This window comes from Methylopila musalis (assembly GCF_042679725.1).
GTDB classification, from domain to species: Bacteria; Pseudomonadota; Alphaproteobacteria; order Rhizobiales; family Methylopilaceae; genus Methylopila; species Methylopila musalis.
The window spans coordinates 1-19,794 of record NZ_JBHTMX010000004.1 but is presented as its reverse complement, the minus strand read 5'-3'; the positions used below and the strand labels follow the sequence as shown (position 1 = coordinate 19,794).

Annotated in this window: 19 protein-coding genes and 1 tRNA gene; 6 read left to right on the top strand and 14 right to left on the bottom strand. The window is 71.2% G+C overall.

All coding sequences use genetic code 11. From position 1 onward, the window contains the following. Positions 1-55 precede the first annotated feature (55 nt). Complete coding sequence (locus tag ACFQ4O_RS01500; protein WP_378773851.1) at positions 56-1,081, bottom strand: sulfate ABC transporter substrate-binding protein; 1,026 nt, start codon at positions 1,079-1,081, stop codon at positions 56-58. A 183-nt stretch (positions 1,082-1,264) separates the two neighbouring features. On the opposite strand from ACFQ4O_RS01500, the gene ACFQ4O_RS01495 reads away from it, so the two are divergent. The 4 genes from ACFQ4O_RS01495 to ACFQ4O_RS01480 all read left to right on the top strand — a co-directional run bounded on the left by ACFQ4O_RS01495 (position 1,265) and on the right by ACFQ4O_RS01480 (position 2,442). Further along, positions 1,265-1,342: transfer RNA gene (locus ACFQ4O_RS01495), tRNA-Pro, on the top strand. Between the two features lie 95 nt (positions 1,343-1,437). Beyond that, entirely contained in the window at positions 1,438-1,617 is a 180-nt protein-coding gene (locus ACFQ4O_RS01490) for a hypothetical protein (RefSeq protein ID WP_378773850.1), read from the top strand. A gap of 103 nt (positions 1,618-1,720) precedes the next feature. Beyond that, positions 1,721-1,981: a hypothetical protein gene (locus ACFQ4O_RS01485; protein ID WP_378773849.1), complete on the top strand. Its 261-nt coding sequence runs from the start codon at positions 1,721-1,723 to the stop codon at positions 1,979-1,981. A gap of 32 nt (positions 1,982-2,013) precedes the next feature. Beyond that, on the top strand, positions 2,014-2,442 hold the full coding sequence (locus ACFQ4O_RS01480) for a response regulator (RefSeq protein WP_378773847.1): 429 nt from the start codon (positions 2,014-2,016) through the stop codon (positions 2,440-2,442). Positions 2,443-2,450: 8 nt separating this feature from the next. Here the strand turns inward: ACFQ4O_RS01480 and ACFQ4O_RS01475 are convergent, their stop codons facing one another. The 12 genes from ACFQ4O_RS01475 to ACFQ4O_RS01420 form a co-directional block, all read right to left on the bottom strand. Next, positions 2,451-3,395: a YncE family protein gene (locus tag ACFQ4O_RS01475; RefSeq protein WP_378773846.1), complete on the bottom strand. Its 945-nt coding sequence runs from the start codon at positions 3,393-3,395 to the stop codon at positions 2,451-2,453. Between the two features lie 11 nt (positions 3,396-3,406). After that, complete coding sequence (locus ACFQ4O_RS01470) at positions 3,407-3,940, bottom strand: SRPBCC family protein (RefSeq protein WP_378773845.1); 534 nt, start codon at positions 3,938-3,940, stop codon at positions 3,407-3,409. Between the two features lie 142 nt (positions 3,941-4,082). Beyond that, positions 4,083-4,862: a hypothetical protein gene (locus ACFQ4O_RS01465; protein WP_378773844.1), complete on the bottom strand. Its 780-nt coding sequence runs from the start codon at positions 4,860-4,862 to the stop codon at positions 4,083-4,085. A gap of 117 nt (positions 4,863-4,979) precedes the next feature. Continuing rightward, on the bottom strand, positions 4,980-5,297 hold the full coding sequence (locus ACFQ4O_RS01460; RefSeq protein ID WP_378773843.1) for an Hpt domain-containing protein: 318 nt from the start codon (positions 5,295-5,297) through the stop codon (positions 4,980-4,982). Positions 5,298-5,302: 5 nt separating this feature from the next. Next, positions 5,303-11,173: a translocation/assembly module TamB domain-containing protein gene (locus ACFQ4O_RS01455; RefSeq protein WP_378773842.1), complete on the bottom strand. Its 5,871-nt coding sequence runs from the start codon at positions 11,171-11,173 to the stop codon at positions 5,303-5,305. A gap of 118 nt (positions 11,174-11,291) precedes the next feature. Beyond that, entirely contained in the window at positions 11,292-13,250 is a 1,959-nt protein-coding gene (locus ACFQ4O_RS01450; protein ID WP_378773841.1) for an autotransporter assembly complex protein TamA, read from the bottom strand. Positions 13,251-13,349: 99 nt separating this feature from the next. Continuing rightward, on the bottom strand, positions 13,350-14,126 hold the full coding sequence (locus tag ACFQ4O_RS01445) for a MerR family transcriptional regulator (protein WP_378773840.1): 777 nt from the start codon (positions 14,124-14,126) through the stop codon (positions 13,350-13,352). Then, positions 14,123-14,467, bottom strand: coding sequence for an integration host factor subunit alpha (locus ACFQ4O_RS01440; RefSeq protein WP_378773839.1), 345 nt, complete (start codon positions 14,465-14,467; stop codon positions 14,123-14,125). Before ACFQ4O_RS01440 ends, ACFQ4O_RS01445 begins: the two co-directional genes overlap by 4 nt. A gap of 143 nt (positions 14,468-14,610) precedes the next feature. Continuing rightward, positions 14,611-15,588 (bottom strand): beta-ketoacyl-ACP synthase III, encoded by a 978-nt coding sequence (locus ACFQ4O_RS01435; RefSeq protein WP_378773837.1) that lies wholly within the window; start codon positions 15,586-15,588, stop codon positions 14,611-14,613. Beyond that, a complete protein-coding gene (plsX, locus tag ACFQ4O_RS01430; protein ID WP_378773836.1) occupies positions 15,585-16,667 on the bottom strand; it encodes a phosphate acyltransferase PlsX in 1,083 nt (360 codons plus the stop codon). The genes ACFQ4O_RS01435 and plsX overlap by 4 nt, the downstream gene beginning before the upstream one ends. Positions 16,668-16,776: 109 nt before the next feature. Then, complete coding sequence (locus ACFQ4O_RS01425; protein ID WP_378773835.1) at positions 16,777-17,319, bottom strand: YceD family protein; 543 nt, start codon at positions 17,317-17,319, stop codon at positions 16,777-16,779. Further along, the gene (locus tag ACFQ4O_RS01420; RefSeq protein WP_378773834.1) at positions 17,316-17,882 is read right to left on the bottom strand and encodes a ubiquinol-cytochrome C chaperone family protein; all 567 of its coding nucleotides are present in this window, start codon (positions 17,880-17,882) and stop codon (positions 17,316-17,318) included. Before ACFQ4O_RS01420 ends, ACFQ4O_RS01425 begins: the two co-directional genes overlap by 4 nt. A gap of 176 nt (positions 17,883-18,058) precedes the next feature. On the opposite strand from ACFQ4O_RS01420, the gene ACFQ4O_RS01415 reads away from it, so the two are divergent. Both ACFQ4O_RS01415 and ACFQ4O_RS01410 read left to right on the top strand, forming a co-directional pair. Further along, on the top strand, positions 18,059-18,517 hold the full coding sequence (locus ACFQ4O_RS01415; protein WP_378773832.1) for an outer membrane protein assembly factor BamE: 459 nt from the start codon (positions 18,059-18,061) through the stop codon (positions 18,515-18,517). Positions 18,518-18,583: 66 nt separating this feature from the next. Next, on the top strand, positions 18,584-19,003 hold the full coding sequence (locus ACFQ4O_RS01410) for a hypothetical protein (RefSeq protein WP_378773831.1): 420 nt from the start codon (positions 18,584-18,586) through the stop codon (positions 19,001-19,003). A gap of 76 nt (positions 19,004-19,079) precedes the next feature. On the opposite strand, the gene ACFQ4O_RS01405 is transcribed toward ACFQ4O_RS01410, so the two are convergent. Further along, on the bottom strand, positions 19,080-19,664 hold the full coding sequence (locus ACFQ4O_RS01405; RefSeq protein WP_378773830.1) for a nitroreductase family protein: 585 nt from the start codon (positions 19,662-19,664) through the stop codon (positions 19,080-19,082). Between the last annotated feature and the right edge of the window lie 130 nt (positions 19,665-19,794).

Below are 19,794 nucleotides of genomic sequence, written 5' to 3'. Positions count from 1 at the left end.
GAAGGACCCGGCGCGCGCACGGCGATCAGAAGGCGAAACATCGTTGGGCCGGGCGTTACTTCGGCTTGAAGATCTGGTCGAACACGCCGCCGTCGCCGAAGTGCTCGGTCTGGGCCTTGGCCCAACCGCCGAAGGCGCCGTCGATAGTGACGAGTTCGAGCTGCTTGAAGCGCTCCACGTCGGCCTTGTTCGACACGGTCTCGGGCTTGGCCGGGCGGTAGAAGTGCTTGGCCGCCAGCGACTGGCCCTCGGGCGAGTACAGCAGGTTCAGGTAGGCCTCGGCCGCCTTGCGGCTGCCGTTCTTCTCGACGTTGGCGTCGACGATCGCGACCGGCGGCTCGGCCAGGATGGAGATCGACGGGAACACGATCTCGAACTTGTCGTCGCCGAACTCCGCGAAGGAGAGATAGGCCTCGTTCTCCCAGGCCAGCAGCACGTCGCCGAGACCGCGCTGGGCGAAGGTGGTGGTGGAGCCGCGCGCGCCGCTGTCCAGCACCGGCACATGCTTGAACAAATCGGCCACGAAGGCCTTGGCTTTCTCCGGATCGTCGCCGTTCTGCTTAAGGCCGTAGGCCCAGGCCGCGAGATAGTTCCAGCGCGCGCCGCCCGAAGTCTTCGGGTTCGGGGTGATGACCTCGACGCCCGGCTTCACCAGATCGTCCCAGTCCTTGATGCCCTTAGGGTTGCCCTTGCGGACCAGGAACACGATCGTCGAGGTGTACGGCGAGGAGTTGTGCGGGAGACGCTTCTGCCAGTCGGCCGGCAGCTTGTTCGTGGCTTTGACGATGGCGTCGATGTCGGAGGCGAGCGCCAGCGTGACGACGTCGGCGTTCAGACCGTCGATCACGGAACGGGCCTGCTTGCCCGACCCGCCATGGGACACCTGAACCTTGATGTCCTGTCCGGTCTCGGCCTTCCAGTGCTTCACGAACAGCGCGTTGAAGTCCTTATAGAGCTCGCGCGTCGGATCGTAGGAGACATTGGTGATCGTGGACTGGGCGGCGGCGGGTAGCGCGCCGAAGGCGATCGGAGCGGACAACGCCAGCGCGGCGAGCAGGCGAGAGGCGGAGCGACGGTTCATTTCAGGTCTCCAGGAACACTAAGGCTTATTCCACATTCTCCATCGCGTTTGTCAACTTAAAAGGCGCGCCATGCGCGGCCTTTGACCTTAAATACATTCTATATATGTTTATTAAGCGAGGCGGGATAACCGCGCGGAGCGGGATTGCGTCTCTCCCGCGCCGACACTATAAGGCTCGCCAGTCGGAGTGTGGCGCAGCCCGGTTAGCGCACTAGTCTGGGGGACTAGGGGTCGTGGGTTCAAATCCCGCCACTCCGACCATTTCTTTTTCACTGCGAGGCGCGGCGAGATGCGGCGACGAAGCGTTTCCCCAGAACGCCGCAGACAGACGCCACCGCCGAGGACCGTTCGCCCGTATGGAAGACTACAAGGCCCTGCTTGAGCGCATGAAGGCCGCGCAGCTCGCATTGCTCGCCGCCGCCGCCAAGGCCCGCACCCTTCCCTCCGAGGGCGCCCTGCGCAAGATCGCGGATCTCGAAGTGGCCATCGGCGCGCTCGAGCATCTGATCGACGAAGGCGCGCTCAATTCGGCCTGACCGCCGGGCCATCTCTGAAGGAAACATGAAGATTTCGGCTTGCGCCGGAACCGCTGCCGGGCTGCGCGCGTTTGGTTCGCGAAGTCAAGGCCAGAGCAGCCCCATGTTTTATGTTTTTCCCGTTCGTTCCACCGATCTCGACAACGCCATCACCGTCGCCGTCGATCCGGCGCTGGAGCCCGCTCAGGCGGCGCAGGCCGACGCCGCCCTCGACGGGTCCGAGGATGTGGACTTCGTCGACGACACGCTGCTGAACACGGCGCCCCACAACGCCATTGAGCGCCAGCTGTTCACCGGCGATATGGTGGGTCTCGCGCTCATGTCGGGCGCGATCATCTGGACCGCCATGGGCGCGATCGCCTGACGTCTTCATCTCCACAGCGCGCGTAAGGCCGCATGCACGATCCAACCGGGCGCGCGGCGCCAGAGAATCCGTCGAGCCCCGACGCGGCTCTGAACGTTCTCTATGTGGACGACGACGACGACATCCGCGCCGTCGTGGAGATCGCGCTCGGCATCGATTCGAACATGACGACCGCCTGCGTGTCGTCGGGACAGGCGGCGCTGGACGCGGTGGCGGAATTCCGGCCCGACATCATCCTTCTCGACGTCATGATGCCCGTGATGGACGGGCCGACCACGCTCGCGCTGCTGCGGACCCGGGAGCCCGCCGACGCGACGCCGGTGGTGTTCGTCACCGCGCGCACCCAGGAGCGCGAGGTGGAGCGGTTCCTGGCGCTTGGCGCTGCGGGCGTCATCGCCAAGCCGTTCGATCCCATGACGCTTGCGGCGCAGGTGCGCGCCTTCCTCACGCCCGCGGGCTGAACGCGCGGTCAGGGCGTCCGGCGCAGGAAGGTTCCGAAGGCGCGCGGCCCGTCGCCGGTGGCGTGTTCCGCCTCCACCTTCAGCGTCGCCACGTCGATCACGCTCAGGCTGTTGCCGAACCAGTTCGCCACATAGACCCGGCGCCCGTCCGGCGACGCCTCGATCCCTTCCGGATACTCGCCGACCTCGATCTCGGCCACCGGCTTCAGCGTGGCGAGATCGAAGACCGACACCTGCGAGGCGTACTGGTCGGTGACGAAGCCGCGCCCGCCCGCCAGCGCCACCGCATAGGGCCGCTCGCCGACCTTCACCGCGCCCACGACCTTGCGCGCGGCGATGTCGATCACCGACACGTCGTTCGAGCCCACATTGGCCACATAGGCGCGGCGGCCGTCCGGCGCGATGGTCACGCCGAAGGGCCGCGCGCCGACCGCGATCTGGTCCACCCGCTTGCCCGCCGCCAGATCCACCACCGAGACCTGATCGGAATCCCGGTCGGCGGAGAGCAGCAGCGCGCCGTCCGGCGTCACCGCGAGGCCGGACGGCGAGACGCCCACGTCGTAGCGGGCGGTGATCTTGCCCGCAGCCGGATCGACCGCGAGCACATGGGCGGCGTACCAGTCCGCCACATAGACCGTGCGGCCGTCCGGATGGACGGCGACGCCGAGCGGCCCGCCCTCGAGCGGGATGCGCGCCGTCACCGCGCGGGCGGCGGCGTCGATCACGGCGAGGGACTTGCCCTCGGGGCTGGTGACATAGGCGCGCGCGCCGTCCGGGGCCATGGCCACGCCCGCCGGCTTGCCGCCGATGGGAATGGTCGCGACCGTGCGGCCGGACGCGAGGTCGATCACCGACACGTCGTCGCCCGTCTGGTTGGTCACGAAGGCCTCGTCGCCGTGGGCCGCGCCCGCCGCGAGGGCGAGCGCCAGCGCCGCGGCGCAGAGACGGCGCACGCGCCGCGTCCTCACTGGCCCTTCTCGGCCTTGTCCTTGAGCGACTTCAGGCTCGCCTCGTACAGCCCGTCCACGGCCTTGATGGCGGCGGCGTCGCTGAGCTCGGCCGGCGGATCGTTGTTCGGATAGCCGCGGTAGAACGCGCCGTTCCACACCACGGTGGACTTGTCGCCCTCGCCGGTCACGGTGATGTTGGACGAGTAGTTGGTCACCGGCAGGACCTTCACGTCCACCTCGGTGATGCGGTAGGCGAGCGACTTCTTCTCGGCGTCGTACTTGGTGATGGTCTCCTTCACCGTCGCGCCGTCCTTCAGGGTCAGCGTGCGGGTGGCGTCCTTGTCGTTGCCGCCCTGCCCTTCGGTCTTCTCCACCACCGGAATCCAGCTGGCGTCCTGGAAGTTGCCGACGATGGTCCACACCTTGTCCGGCGCGGCGTTGATCTCGATGGTCCGGCTGGTCTTCTGCCGGGTCGGTCCGTGGGCTTCCGCCGCCCCCGCGAAAGCGAACACGAGCGCCGCCGAGGCGGCGAGAATCTGGAGCTTCATCGGTTGTTTCCTTCCATCACGGTCGTCGGCGCCGCGGGGGCTGCGGCGGGCGCCGTTCGGCCTTAAGCGGCCGCGACCGGCATACAACCAAAGCTGAAGTTCTGGATAAAGCCCCCAGGCACTTGTTCCTTCGCCGAACCGGTCAAAATCGGCATCCGACGCCCAGCATCGCGCCCTTCTCGTCGAGGGAATCGCGCCCGGCCACGCTGACGAAGCCCGCCGCGTGCACGAACAGCCACGAGCGCAGATCATAGACCGCGCCGGTCTGGATCTTGTGGGTCCGCTGCTTCAGCGGGTACGGCCCGCTCCAGCGGCCGAGGCCGATGGCGCTGAAGCTCTGCGTCAGCCACAGCCAGCGGGAGCCGCGCTTGCGCCAGCCGAGCGTGGCGTCGAGCCGCGCCTCGTCGGCGGGGTCGCCGAAGCGCGCGCGGTAGCCCGCCGCCACGTCCACGAAGCCATCGCCGCCGAAGGCGGAGAAGCTTCGCGCCACCAGCACGCGGGCGTCGAGCTGGTCGTCCTGCTCGCCGACAGCGGCGAAGCCGTCGCCGCGCTTTGCGCCTCCGAGCGCGCCGGAGCCCTGCGCGGAGACGACCCAGCGCCCGTCCGTCCAGAGCCGCGCCCGAAGGCCGATCTCCGTGCGGCCGAAGCCCTGACGCCGGGACGTTTCGTACTCGTCCGCGGACGAGATGCGCTGCAGCGCGCCTGCGCCGACCAGCGTGAACGCGTCGGTGAGGCCATACTCCACATAGAGCTGGAGCTCGCGCTTGGAGAAGCGGCCGCGGGGCTTCAGCCGGCCGCGGCGGTCGTAATAGGCCGCGCCTTCGCTGGCGTAGCCGGACAGGATCGCCTGCCCCTGCCCCGCGGGCTGAGTGTAAGCGCCCGCCTCCACCTCCGCGCCGCACAGCGCGAGCGCCGACGCCATTCCCCCAACGACCGCCCGCACCACTCTCACGCGCCCCGCGCCCGTCGTCCCCGCACATCAGGACGAGCAGCGTTGAGCGTGACTCAACCGCGGGGCGTCGGCAATCCGGTGATTCGCTTAGTCGGCCGCCAGCGCCGCGACGCGGTCGGCGAAACCGGCCGGCCAGACGCGGGCTTCCGTCGCGGACAGGATCTCCATCTCCAGCGCGCGGGCCTGCGCGCCGAGCGCCGGCAGGCCGACGGTTCCGGCGGAGCCGGCGAGACTGTGGAGATCGATGCGGAGCGCGTCCGCCGCCGCCGCGTCGCCCGAGACCGCCGCCCGCGCCAGGGCGGCGTTTCGCGCCACGCGCTCGGGAAGCTCCGCCAGCAGGCGGCGGCGCACGTCGGCCACCACCGCCTCGATCCGCGCCCGCGCGTCGTCCGCCGTCGAGGGCATGGCGGTCAGTAATCCCACTCCACCGCGACGCCCGCCGCGCTGTTGCCGGCGGCGCCGGTTTCGCCCTGCACCTTGATGTTCTTGGTGACGTCGATATCCACCGTCACCTTGCTCGATTCCGGCGTCGTGCCCTGCTTCACCCCGAGATAGATGTTGTCGGAGATGTAGCGCCCGACGCCGACCGACGGCCCGCTGCCCTGCCCGTCGCCCGCGGTCACGTCCAGCACGTCCACGCCGAGGCTCTTGCGCACGCTCTCGAGCGCCCCGCCGCCGCCGGACGTATACTGGGCGATGCCTTGCGCGAGCTGCAGCGCCTCGCTGGCGCTGAGCTCGCCGGCCGCCTTGTTGAACAGCAGGCGCGCCAGCACCTCGTCGGTGGGCAGCGCCGGCTGGGAGGTGAAGGTGATCTGCGGCCGGGAGGCCGTGCCCGTCACCACAACCTGCGCCGTCACGTCCTTGGCCTGCGTCTCCGCGAGGAAGTCGATGGTCGGGTCGAGATCGCCCGCGAACGACAGCGAGCCGCGGGTGAAGGTCAGCCGCTGGCCGATCACCACGATCTGGCCGCGCCCGGAGCGCAGCTCGAACGCGCCCACCGGCTGCGGGTTGGCCGAGGTGCCGCTGAGCTTGATCTGGCCGCCCGCCTCCGCCGTCATGCCCATGCCGCGGATGAAGATGCGGTTGTTGGCCTGCACGTCGATGTCGAGCGTGGCGACGAAGCCGTCCTCCGCCTTGGATCCGGCGCGCTTGCCGGCGTTGGCGGCGTTGAGCTGGCGCTGGATGCGGGCCGGCGCGTTCTTGTGGCGCACCCCGTCGAGCGGGGTGTACTGGGCCGGCAGCCGGTCCGGGATCTGCACCTCGACCGAGCGGGCGTTGATCGTGCCCGACACCACCGGCCGGCGGGCCAGCGGCCCGCGCAGGCTGAGATCGCTGTCCACCACGGCGGTGACGATGTCGGTGCCCACCACTTCCGCGTTCTGGGTGCGGATCTGGATCTCGCCGGGGAAGCCCGCCGCGGGATTGACCGCCACCCGGCCGGAGCCGGTGATCGAGCCGCCGTTGCGGGTGGTGGCCCGCAGAGTGCGGATTTCGATGTTCGGCCCGTTCGCCACCACCAGCGCCTGAATGGCGCGCAGCTGCACGCCCGAGGCCCGGTTGGAGTAGGAGGCGTTGTCGAGCCGCGCCGAGCCGTTCACCACCGGGCTCGATGTCGCGCCCGAAACCTTCACGTCGAAGGTCGCGGCGCCGTCGATCCGGTCGCCGGACACCGACAGCGTGTCGTTGAGGAAGGCGAGCGGCGCGCGGCCGTTGACGGCGAGATCGAGATTGCCCTGCCCGAGCGGCGCGGAGCCGGCCGCCGTCACCCTGAGGCCCCCGGCGCCGGTGACCGTGGTGTTGGTGGTCACGCGCTGGCCCTGAAGCTCGCCGCGACTGTCGATCTGGGCCTGCGGCACGCCGGCGCTGCGGGTCTGCATGGTCGAGAGGTTCGACACCTTCAGCGAATAGGTGCCCCGCGGCGCGGAGACCGGGCCGGTGACGCGGGCGTCGCCCTGCAGCACGCCCTGCGCGCCGAGCCCCGGCGAGAAGCCGTTGGCGAGCGCCAGCGGAACGCTGCGCAGCTCCACTGTCATGTCGAGATCGCCCTGGCCGAGCGGCGCGGAGCCCACCGCGCTGACGCGCATGCCGCCCGCGCCCGTGAGCAGGGTGGTGGTGGTGACGCGCTGGCCCTCGAGCTTGCCCTTGGTGGTCACCTGCAGCGGCGGCACGCCCTTGGCCTGCGCGGCGGTGAGGTTGGTGATCTTGAAGTCGTAGCCGCCGGTCGGCGCGCTCACCGGACCCGTCACCTTGGCGCCGCCCTGCAGCACGCCGCCGAGGCCGAGCGACGGCTGGAAGGCGTTGGCGATGGCGAGCGGCAGCGCGGCGACCGCCACATCCATGTCGAGATCGCCCGCGCCCACCGGCGCCGAGCCCTTGATGGTGGCGCGCACGCCCCCGCCGCCGGAGATCACGGTGTCGGTGGTGACGCGGTTGTCCGCGAAGCCGCCGCGGCTGTCGATGGCGACGCCCGGCACGCCCCGCGCCTGCGACGAGGTGAAATCGACGACCTTGGCCGTGTAGGTGGCGCGCGGCGCGGAGACCGGACCTTCGACCCGCGCGTCAGCGTTCAGCTTGCCCGCGAGGCCGAGCCCGGAGACGAAGCCGTTGGCGAGCGAGAGCGGCACGTCGCGGGCCGCGACGGTGAGGTCGAGGTCGCCCTGCCCGAGCGGCGCGGAGCCGAGCGCGGTCAGGCGAAGCCCCGAGCCGGTGACCGCCATGTCGGTGGTGACGCGGCGGTCGGCGAGCTGGCCCTTGGCGGTAACGGCGAAAGGCCCGGCGCCCTTCGCCTGCGCGGCGGTGAGGCCCGCGACCTTGAAGTCGTAGGCGCCGACGGGCGCCGTCACAGGGCCGGTGACCTTGGCCGTGCCGGACAGCGCGCCGCCGAGGCCGAGCGTGGGCGCGAAGGCGTTGGCCAGCGCCAGCGGAAGCTGCGCGATCGCCACATCCAGATTGACGTCGCCGGCGCCGAGCGGCGCGAGTCCCTTGATGGAGGCCTGCACCCCGCCGCCGCCGGTGATCTCGGTGTCAGTGGTGACCCGGAGGCCCTCCAGCCGGCCCTTGGTGGCGATGGTGACGGCGGGGACGTCCTTCGCCACGGAGGAGGTGAAGTTGTCGATCCGGGCCTGATAGGTCCCGCGCGGCGCGGCGATGGGGCCGCCAATGCGGGCGTCGCCGTTCAGCAGCCCCGCGAGACCAAGGCCCGGCGAGAAGCCGTTGGCGAGCGACAGCGGCGCCTCACGGATCTGCACCGTCATGTCCAGATCGCCCTCGCCCACCGGCGCGGAGCCCACGGCCGAGACGCGCAGACGCTCTGCGCCCGTGATCACGGTCTCGGTGGTGACGCGCTGGTTCTCGAACCGGCCGGTGGAGGTCACCTGCAGCGGCGGCATGCCGCTGGCCCGGGTCTGCGCCGCCGACAGGTCTTTGCCGCGCACGTCGAACACCGCGACCGGCGAGGCCGCCTCGCCCGTGACCTTGGCGTTGGCGGTCAGTTCGCCCGCAAGGCCAAGCTCGGAGGCGAAGGCGTTGGCGAGCGCCAGCGGCAGCTCCCGAAGCTTGAGGTCGAGATCGAGCTTCGGGCCGGCGGTTCCCGCCACCTCCAGCGCGCCGCCCCTGCCGGTCTTCAGCGCGAAGCTGTCGAACAGCACGGTCTGCTCCACCACTCGCACCCGCGCGGGCCGCGCCAGCGCCGCCGTCTGGCCGCCGCCCTTGAGGTCGAGCTTCGACAGCTCGATCACGGTGGCGGCGGGCGCGTAGAGCACCCGGGCGGCGGTGGAAAGCGCCGAGCCGAAGCCCGCCACGTCCGCGGTCACGTCCATGCGGTCGGGCTGGCCGACCGCCTTCAGCGACAGCGTGTCCACGAGCTGGCCGCCGGCGGCCAATCCCTTCGCCTGCACAACGCCGTCGAGGGAGATCTTGCCAAGCGGGTCGAACACCGTGGCCGCCACGTCGAAGGTCTTGACCCGCGCGCCCGGCGCGATGATGTCGGCGCCGTCGGCCTTGATGACCGCGCGCTGGGCGCCGTTCTCGACGCTCAGGACCACGTCGCTCTTGAAGCCGCCGGCGAGTTCGGTCAGCGCCAGCGCGCCCACCTCCGACAGGTCCGGCGCGCCGATGGCGAGACGTCCGGTGGCGAGGCCCGCCGGCGTCACCGCCACGTCGCCCTTCACCGTGGTCGAGGCGATGGCGAGATCGAGCCCCTCCACCCGGCGCACGCCGTCCGCTTGCGTGACGAGGCGGCCCGAGCCCGTCACCGGCTTGCCGTCGAGCGAGCCGCCGAGACGCACCACGCCGCCGACCGCTCCGGTGACGTCGGTGGCGTCCACCTCCACCTTCAGGTCCTTCAGCGGGCGCTGCATGGCGGCGCCCTCCGGCACGGTCAGCGCCGCCTTGACGGCGAGCGCGTCGAGCTTGCCGGTGATGGCGGCGTTCAGCAGCGCGCGGCCGAAGGCGCGCTCGTCCACCTTGGCGAGGTCGGCGATCTCGCCGTCGATGCGCACGTCGGCGTTCTGGTCGGTGGCGGAGCCGTTCGCCGTCAGGCGCACATGCCGGCCGTTCAGCTTCAGCGCGTCGAAGGCGAAGGCGCCGTTCTCCGCCCGTCGCAGGCCGCCGTCGATCGCGACCTCGCCGCCGGTCAGCCCGTCCACCTGCGCGACGCCGGTCGCGAGATTCCTTGCGCCGCCCTTCAGCGCCACGTTCAGCCGCGACAGGTCGTACGCGAGGTCGAGGTCGGCCGCGAGATCGACGGCGCCGGCGAGCGTGCGGCCCGCGAGCGCGGAGAACATGGCGGTGTCCGGCGCGGACAGGGTGGCGCGGCCCTTGGCGGCCTCGGGCGACACCTCGCCCACATAGGACGCCTTGGCCTGGCCGAGCGCGAGATCGGCGCGCTTCACCGTGGCGGCGCCGTTGAGGTCGCTGTCCACGTCGGCGTCGAGCGACAGGTCGCGCCCAACGCCCGCCATCAGCGCGTCGTTGGCGAAGCGCACGCCGCCGGCGCGCAGGGCCGCGGTGGCGGCGACGCGGGAGCCCGGCTCGGTCAGCGGGCCGTTCGGCGTCAGGTTCAGGGTGAGGCGCGCGGTGTCGACGCCCGCCTGCGGCGCGTTGATCCCGGTCCCGTCCAGCTCGGCGATCACCACCGGCTGGGTGAACGGCCCCTTGGCCGTGCCCTTCAGCGCCAGCGCGCCCCAGCCGACGCCCGGCGGCAGCAGGGTCGCGAAGCGCGCGCCCTCGCCGGCCTTCAGGTCATAGGCCACGTCCAGCGTCCTGGCGTCGGGGTCCACCGCGCCGGTGAGCCCGAGCTTCAGCGCCGCGCCCGAGATCGTGACGCTGTTCAGACGGATGGCGCCCGTATCCGGCACGACCGCGTCCGCCACGATCCGCGTTCCGCCGGCGGCGAGCTCCGCATAGGCCGGCGGCAGCAGGCGCGCGACGTCGCCTTCCATGGTGAATTTCAGCGCCCGCTCGCTGCCGGCGCGGCCGAGATCGAACTGGCCGTCGATGCGGCCACGGTCGCCCGCGGTGATCACCGCCTGCGCCTTCAGCGCGTCGAGCGTGCCGCCGCCATCGATTCCGATGTCGATGGGCGGCAGGCCGGGGATCTGCGCCGCGCGGGCGATCAGGCCGCCCGCGGGCTCGCCGCCGCGCAGCGACAGCTTGATCCGGTCGGAGGCCGGCACATAGGCCGCGTCGCCCTTGAACTGGCCCGCCACGCCGTCGGTGCGCTTCACGTCGAACTGCAGCGCGAGCCCCTGCGACGGCTCCCGCAGCGTCAGCGAGGCGAGCGCGGTGAGCTTGGCCGGCACGCCGATCAGCGGCTCCGCCAGATCGAGCTCCTGCAGCGAGAACCGGCGGAGGTCGATCTCGATCGGCAGTTCGGGGATCAGCGGCGCGTCGGGGTCCGACACGGGCTCGGGCTCAGTGGAAGGAGCGACGATCGGCGCGCGGGCGACCGACACCCGGCCGACCTCCACCGCGTCGATCTCCAGCCGGCGGCTGATCAGCGCCAGCGGCGACCAGGCGAGACGCGCGCTGTCGATCGCGAGCCATTGCCCGTCGCGGTCGGCGAGGCGGACGTCCTTCAGCGTCAGGTCGGACGGGAACGAGCCCTCGATGGCCCCCACCGCCACCTTCTGGTCCTCGGACGAGCCATAGGTGGTGATGAGCTTCGCGATGGTGGCGAGGCCGGCGTCGGTCTTCGCGAACAGGAACAGGCCGCCCAGCGCCAGCACCGGCAGCAGCGCCAGGACCAGAAGGACGAGAAGAGCCCGCTTCACAATGGCCATGGACGCCCGTTCCCTGCTCCGCCGCCGCCGATGCGGCGCACGCCCACCCTATACGACGTTCCGCCGCCGCGCACGCCGAAGACCCACCGGGATACCTCGGACCTGCGCGTGACGCCGCTCAGAACGCCTGCCCGACGCTGACGTAGAAGGCCACCGTCGGGTCGTTCTTGTCCTTGCCGACGACCGGCGTGGCGACGTCGAATCGAATCGGCCCGATCGCGGTGTAGTAGCGCAGACCGACGCCCGCGCCGATGCGGATGTCCTCGCCGAAATCGGGGTAGGCCTTGTCGAAGGCCGCGCCGGCGTCGACGAAGGGCACGATGCCGATGGTGTCGGTCACCTTGATGCGCATCTCGGCGGAAGCCTCCAGCAGGCTGCGGCCGCCGATGGGCTGGTCGTCGTCGCAGCGCAGGGCGTTCTTCGGCCGCGGCGCGTTGGAATCGCATTTCGGGCTGGCGTTCTGATAGGCGAAGCCGCGGATGGAGCCGCCGCCGCCGGCGAAGAAGCGCCGGTTGGCGGGCACTTCGTCGGTCGCGGTCGGCCCCACGATCGCGCCCGCGGCGAGCCGCCCGGCGAGCACGTAACGGCCGGCGTCGTCGAAGCCCCAATAGGTCGAGACCTGGCCCTTGAAGATGTTGATCGAGGACGCGCCCTTGCCGGAATTGAAATAGGGCGCGGCGATCAGCGTGGCGCGCAGGCCCTCGGTCGGGTCCAGCTTGCTGTTGGTGTTGTCGAAGGTGGCGCTCAGCGGCGCGCCCACCAGCACGAACTCCCGCTCCCCGAAGGTGTCGCGGATGCTGGAGCCCTCGACCTCGAGCCCGACCTGCGCCGACAGCTGGCTGGAGATGCGCCGCCGCACGGCGACCGCCGCCCGCGCGCCGTCGCGCCAGTAGGCGTCCGGACGCTCGCGCATGGCCTCCACGTCGATCAGCAGGTCGTCGAAGCCGGTCCAGATGCCCGGCTTCTCGAACGAGGTCTTGAGGCTGTACTCGTAGTTCTCAGGATCGTTGCTGATCAGCCGCGACGACGTCGCCTCGATCCGGAACTTCTCCGCGCCGCCGAACAGGTTGCGGTGGCCCCAATAGGCGTTGAGGCTCGCGCCCTCGGTGGTGCCGTACTTGGCGGCGGCGCCCACGTAGCGGAACTTCTTCTCCTCGACGTCGATGTAGACCGGCACCCGCCCCTGCGCGTCCGGGCCGTCGCCCTCCTTCACGCGGATGGAAGAGAACACGTCGAGCTTGGCCAGCTCGTCGCGCAGCTCGATCATCTTCTTCGGGTCGTAGCGGTCGCCCGGATCGAACGGCACGCGGCCGCGCACCACCGTGGGATCGACCTCACGCGTGCCGCGCACCACCACCTCGCCGAAGGGCGCGCGCAGGCCGGAGGCCACGTTGATGGTGACGTCGAGCTGCTTGCGGGCATGATCCGCCACCGCCTCGCGGTTGGCGATCCGCGCGAAGGGGAAGCCCTCGCCCCGCAGGCGGTCGACGATTTTGGCCTCGGCCGCGAACACCACGCCGGAGGGCGCCGGCTCGCCGGTCTTGAGCCCGACCTCTTCGGGGCGGATCGCGGACGGGCGGTGCGGGCCGCGATCCGCCGCCAGAATCTGCACGCGGCCGACGGTGAACACCGGCCCCGGCTGGATGCGGATGACCATGGGCACCGGCCGCGCCGCGCGCTGCACCACGTCCGGCGCCGACGGCGAGCCGACCGACACGCCGGCCGCGGTGACGTCCACCGCCGCGCCGTAGCGGCCGGTCGCCATCATGGCTGCGGTGATGCGTTCGATGTCGAGCTTGGCGCGGCCCACGAGGCCGGGGGGACCGGGCGGCGGGTCCTTCTCCAGCGACTTCAGGCTCGAGGTCTCGGTGGCGATCTTCTCGACGCCCGAATCTCCGCCGTCCACCTCGACGCGGGTGACGTAGGACACGCCGGGCACCACGGCGGCGGCCGCGGCCTTGGCGGGGCTGTCGGGGGCCGGCCCCTGCGCGGAGGCCTGAATGGAGCCAAGCGTCAGGCAGGCTGCTCCTGCCAGCAGCGCGCCGCGCATGCCGGTATGGGGGCTTCGTCTACGCAACGCTCGAACTCCACACCATCCGCCGCATCTCTCCCCAGATACCCCTCATATCCGGTTAACGAGAGGCGACGCCACCTGTCTGACCCGGATTGTAGAGCGTCACAAGCGTTCTTCGAGGATACGACGGCACGCGTCGAGCTCGAGCAGCGCGGCGCGCAGACGCCTGGTCTGCTCCGGCGACAGGGTCGGTCCTGCGATCGGAGCGGCGGGCGCCGGCTCGTCCGGCGGCGCGAACTCCGAGGTCCGCCCCTCATGAGGCGCCGCCGCGTGGGACAGGGTCTCGTGGGGCGGAGCCGGACGGCCCGGCGAGGGAATCGGCGCCTGCGGCCCGCGCCGCTGGGGCGCCCACATTTCGGGGCCGCCGACCGGACCCGACAGATCGCGACGGTCCGGAGGCGGCGCGAACGGCGTCCGCTCGGCGACGGTCGGCGCGTTGTCCGATGGCGCGTCGGCCTGCGGGGCGAACCGCGGCTCGTGCCGTCCGGCCGGGTCGAACGCCTGCGGATCGGGATCCCGCTGCTCCACGTCCTGCGGGCGCGGCTCCTGCGGCTCCAGATCCTGCGGGTCGGGCGCGGGCGCGCCGCCGTCGGCGTAGCCCGCCACCCGGCGCTGGCCCTGCTCCCGAAGGATGCGCTGGACGCCGCGGATGGTGTAGCCCTCGCCGTAGAGCAGATGCTTGACGCCCCGCAGCAGATCGACGTCGTTCGGCCGGTAGTAGCGCCGGTTTCCGCCGCGCTTGATCGGCTTGATCTGCGGAAACCGCGTCTCCCAGAAACGCAGCACGTGCTGCGGCACGCCGAGATCGTCCGCGACCTCGCTGATCGTGCGGAAGGCGTCCGGCCCCTTTTCCGCGCCCGGCCGGCCGTCGTCCGTCACGCCGCGCCGTTCTTGCGCCGCGTGGGCTCGGCCTCTTCAGCCTCGACATCAAGGCCGTTGATCCGGGCCTTGAGAATGTTGGACGGCTTGAACACCATCACCCGCCGCGGGGGGATCGGAACCTCCTGCCCGCTCTTCGGGTTGCGGCCCACGCGCAACCCCTTCTCGCGCACCACGAACGAGCCGAAGGAGGACAGCTTCACGGTCTCGCCCTTCTCCAGGCAATCCGCGATCTCGCTCAACACCATCTCCACGAGCGCAGCGGATTCCGTGCGCGAAAGACCTACTTTCTGGTAGACCGCCTCGCACAGGTCCGCGCGCGTCACCGTGCGCCCAGTCATTTCAGCTCCCCACGAACGTCTCGACCGCCTCTGCGACGACGCGCCGACTATCAGCCCCACGATCGAGTGCGCGAGAGGCTAAGTGTCTGACAAGCGTCGGTCAACGCCGCCGGGCCGAGGCAAAAGGCGAATTGGTCTTTAGCTCACCACCGTAGCAGCGCGGCGCCCCATGTGAAACCGCCGCCCATGGCCTCCAGCAGCACCAGATCGCCGTCCTTGATGCGACCGTCATGGCGGGCGGTGGCGAGCGCCAGCGGAATCGACGCCGCGGAGGTGTTGCCGTGCACATCCACGGTCAACACCACTTTTTCCGGCGCGATGCCGAGCTTCGACGCGCTGGCGTCGATGATGCGGCGGTTGGCCTGGTGAGGCACGAACCAGTCGATGCTCTCCGCGCTCTCGCCGGTGGCGGCGAAGGCGGCTTCGATCACGTCGGTGATCATGCCGACCGCGTGGCGGAACACCTCGCGGCCCTCCATGCGCAGATGGCCGACCGTGCCGGTGGAGGACGGTCCGCCGTCCACGAACAGCTTGCCGCGGTGGCGGCCGTCCGAGCGCAGATGCGAGGTGATGAGGCCACGGTCCGAGGCGAGGCCCGGCTGCTCCTGCGCCTCCAGCACCACCGCGCCCGCGCCGTCGCCGAACAGCACGCAGGTGGTGCGGTCGGTCCAGTCGAGGATGCGCGAGAAGGTCTCGGCGCCGATCACCAGCGCGCGCTTGTGCTGGCCGGACACCAGGAACTTGTCGGCGATGGTCAGCGCGTAGAGGAAGCCCGAGCACACCGCCTGCACGTCGAAGGCGAAGCCGTGGGTGATCCCGAGCGCCGCCTGCACCGTGGTGGCGGTGGCAGGGAAGGTGTAGTCGGGCGTCGCGGTGGCGAGCACGATCAGGTCGATGTCGGAGGCGTCGATCCCGGCGTCGGCCAGCGCCGCGCGGGCGGCCGCCACGGCGAGGTCGGAGGTCATCTCGCCCGGCGCCGCCACATGGCGCTCGCGGATGCCGGTGCGCTGGACGATCCACTCGTCGGAGGTGTCGACCGTCTTCGCCAGTTCGGCGTTGGTGAGGGCCTCGGCAGGCAGGTAGGAGCCGCAGCCCAAGACGACGGAGCGGAGCGCGCTCACGGCGTGGCCCCCGCGAGCCGCTGCATCTCGGCGCCGGCGGCGTCCGCCACGAATGGCCCGTCGGCCTCGTGCGCCATGCCCTGCCGGATCTTCGAAATGAGGTCGTAGCGGGCCATCTCGTAGCCGACCTCGACGGCGGAGGCGAAGCCTTCCGCGTCGGCGCCGCCGTGGCTCTTGATCACGACGCCCTCGAGTCCGAGGAACACGCCGCCGTTCACCTTCCTGGGATCCATCTTGTCCTTCAGCGTGTCGAAAGCCGAGCGCGCAAGCAGGTAGCCGAGCTTCGACAGCCAGGTGCGCCCCATGGCGGAGCGCAGGTAGGAGGCGAGCTGGCGCGCGGTGCCTTCCGCGGTCTTGAGCGCGATGTTGCCGGCGAAGCCCTCGGTCACCACCACGTCCACGGTGCCCTTGCCGAGGTCGTCGCCCTCGACGAAGCCCCGGAAGTCGATGGAGGGGAACGGGTCCTCGCGCAGCAGGCGGGCCGCCTCTTTCACCTGCTCGACGCCCTTGATCTCCTCCACGCCCACGTTCAGCAGGCCGACGGTCGGGCGTTCGATGTCGAACAGGATGCGGGCCATGGCGGAGCCCATGACGGCGAAGTCGACGAGCTGGCGGGCGTCCGCGCCGATGGTGGCGCCCACGTCCAGCACGATGCTCTCGCCGCGCAGGGTCGGCCACATGGCGGCGATGGCGGGTCGCTCCACGTCCGCCATCATGCGCAGGCAGAAGCGGGACATGGCCATGAGCGCGCCGGTGTTGCCGGCGGAGACGGCGGCGTGGGCGGAGCCGTCCTTCACCGCCTCCAGCGCCAGCCACATGGACGACTTGTAGCGTCCTTTGCGCAGGGCCACGCTCGGCTTGTCGTCCATGCGCACGGCGACGTCGGTGTGCCGGATCTCCGACACCGCCTTCAGCGCGGGGTGCGCGTCGAGCTGCGGCGCGACGAGGCTCTCGTCGCCGACGAACACGAAGCTGAGGTCGGGGCGACGCTTGAGCGCGATCGCGGCGCCGGCCGCCACGACGGCGGGGCCATGATCGCCCCCCATGGCGTCAAGCGCGATGCGGACATTGTCTGTCATGGAGCGTGCGACCGGCGATCCTTGGGTTGCGCCCGGGCGTGAACGGCCCGGCTCAGGCGGCGGGACCATAGCGTCTGTCGGGACGGTGGCAACCCTTGGCGCCCGTGGCTCAGGCGGATGAATCGTCGCTGTCGGCCGCTTTCAGCCGCGACAGGGCCGCGAACGGCGAGCCGCCCTCCCTATCGCCCGCGTCCGCCGGCAGCGCCGCGCCGGGCTTGCGGGGATAGGGATCGAGCCCGAGCGTCAGGAACTCGCTGACCACCGCGCCGAGGTCGATCACGCCGTTGACGTAAGGGTCGGGCAGATCGTTCTCGGGCAGCTCGATCTCCTCGCCGGGCTGGCCCTGCGGCAGGGCCTCGGCGGGGACGAAGCGCACGGATATGGTTTCGTCCACCTCGGTCGGGAACGGCTCCAGCGAGACGACGCAGATGCGGACCACCTCGGCGGAGATGCGCCCCGTCACCTCGATTCCCGCGACGCCGAAGGGGCGCGCGTGCAGGCGCGCCTCCAGACGCTCGATCTCAGGCGCGTCGTTGAGGGCTGCGAGCGCAGCCCGCTCCACCGCGTCGGCGACGATGTCCACGTCCACGCCCTCGGGCGGCACGGTGGCGACCACAAGCGGGCGGGAGAACGGCGAATCGGTTTCGGTCACGCGAATTCTCCTTCCGGAGGCGTTTGGGACGGCGCGGGCGGGAACGCGGGACCGTCCGCCGCCAGCTCCGCGCCGGATTGTTGATCGAGCGCCGCGGCGGCGGCGATCACATAAGACGCAAGCGCGTCCTGCGCGTCGTCCAGAAGCTCGTGCGAGACGCCATAGACGCGCCGGCCGACGAGGGAGGCGAGCGCCGCGTGGTCGGGCGCGGGGCTGAGCGCCGCGTCGAGCCCCTGCGCGCTGGCGTAAAATCCGCCGATCAGCGCCTTCACCCGCTTCGGCACCGAAGGGTCGCCGACGCCGATTTCCCGAAGAGAATCCTCAAGGTCCTCGACCATGACGTCGAGCACGCCCTGGGCGATCTGCGGCCCGCCGTCGACCGCGCGCAGCCGCCGCATCACCAGCGCGGCGTGCAGCGCGATCAGCTCGAAGCGGGCGACCGGCGTGTCCGGAACCCCGAGTTCGCGGTAGAATTCCGGCCGCCGGGCGGCCGCCACCACGCCGGCGTAGAGCGCGCGGGCGGGGCTATCGTCCGGCTTTCGGCGAAACAGCGCGAAGATCATGGCCCTCACCCGACGCGAACGGAGGTCGCGGATCGCGTCCGCCTGTTGAACTGGGCTCTTTCGCGAGGTACGCCAAGTGCGGCGAGGGCGCAAGCTTGGGACGTTGCGCGCCTTCGCGGGGGCCGGCCCCAACCGACGCCCTCTGACGTGTTGCGTTTCGGGGAGGAGCCACACCCATGACCACGCCGTACCGGACCCGCTCGCCGATCGGCCGCGCCGCGGCCGTCGCGATCGCCGCCGCAGCGCTCGCCGGCGCGCTGTCGGCCTGCGCCGAAACCCAGCAGAAGGGTTATGTCCTGTCCGAGAGCGCGCTGGCGCAGGTCCCGGTCGGGTCGAGCCAGGACCAGGTGCTGGTGGTGCTCGGCACCCCCTCCACCACCGCGACCCTGAAGGGCGAGGTCTACTATTACATCTCGCAGACCACGAACCGCCCCGTGGCCTTCATGAACCCCAAGATCACCGATCAGCGCGTGCTCGCGGTCTATTTCAGCAAGGACCGCCGGGTGGAGCGCATCGCCAATTACGGCCTGAAGGACGGACGGGTCTTCGACTTCATCGGCGAAGTGACCCCGACGGCCGGCCAGGAGACCACCTTCCTGGAGCAGGCCTTCAAGGGCATCCTCTCCTCGGAATGAGACGGACGGCGCGCAGCCTCGCGCGCCTTCCACCCTCCCCTCCACGCCTCGTTCGGAGCTGCCGCCATGCGCCTGCGGGCCGCGCTTTTCGCTCTCGCCGTGCTCGGCCTGTCGCCGGAGACGGCCGCCGCCGCGCCCGGCGATTCGCAGTTCGTGGGCATCGAGAACCACGATCCGCGGGCGTTTCAGCGGGCGCTGCGCGCCGGTTCCGATTTCGTGAAGAGCGGGCGCGGCCGGCGCTTCAGCGTGATCCTGGCCGGGCGGGGCGTGATCCTCGTCATCCCCGGCTCGTCCTACGTCCAGCGCGACCTGCCGAAGCTCCGGGTGCCGGGCCTCAAGATCATCGCCTGCCGGGAGACGGTGGAGGCGCTGTCCCGCGCCAACAAGCGCCGCGTGCCCGTGGTCGCGGGCGTGACGGTCGAGCGCTGCGACGGGCTGCGCTCCCGGCTCACCACCACCGGCTGGCAGGAAGCGCCGGGGATCTGACGGCGCCGGACGTCCGGACGCCGCTTTCCATCGCGTTCGAGCGGCGCCCTGCGCCGCCCGCCTCATCCCTGAACGCTCACGCGCCCCAGCGCGTCACCACCTCGGCGAGGTCCGGGCGCGGCCGATCGGGCAGCGTCTGGGTCGGCGTGCCGATGTGGATGAAGCCCGCCACCTTCTCCTGCGGCCCGACGCCCAGAATCGCCAGCGCCTCCGGGGCGTAGGCCGCCCAGCCGGTCAGCCATTGCGCGCCGAAGCCGAGCGCGTTGGCGGCGACGACCAGATTGAGGCACACGGCGCCCGCGGACAGCACCTGCTCCCATTCCGGAATCTTCACATGCGGGGCCGCGCGGCTGACGACGCCGATCACCAGCGCCGACTGGGAGAACATGGCGGCCTGCTGCGCCAGACGTCCGGGCGAGACCTCCGGATCCGACGCCTTTAGCGCCTCCGCGAGACGGGCGTCGAGCCGCGCGCGGGCCTCGCCCTCGATCACCACGAACCGCCAGGGCGCGAGCTTGCCATGATCCGGCACCCGGGCGCCGATGGTGAGGATGCGCTCCAGCTGCTCCGGCGAGGGGCCGGGCTCGGCGCAGGCCACCGCCGGCGTCGAACGCCGCGCCGCCAGCAGCGCGATGGTGGGGGTGTCGGCGTCGGCGCTCATTCAGCGGCTCCTCGATCGGTCGGCCTCGTCGCGAAGTCCGGGGCCATCGCACGCCCCGGAGCGGCGCGCAACGCCGCCGCGCACTTGCCAACGGCGCGCCGGGGTGGCATCGCAGCCGGATGGGCCGTTC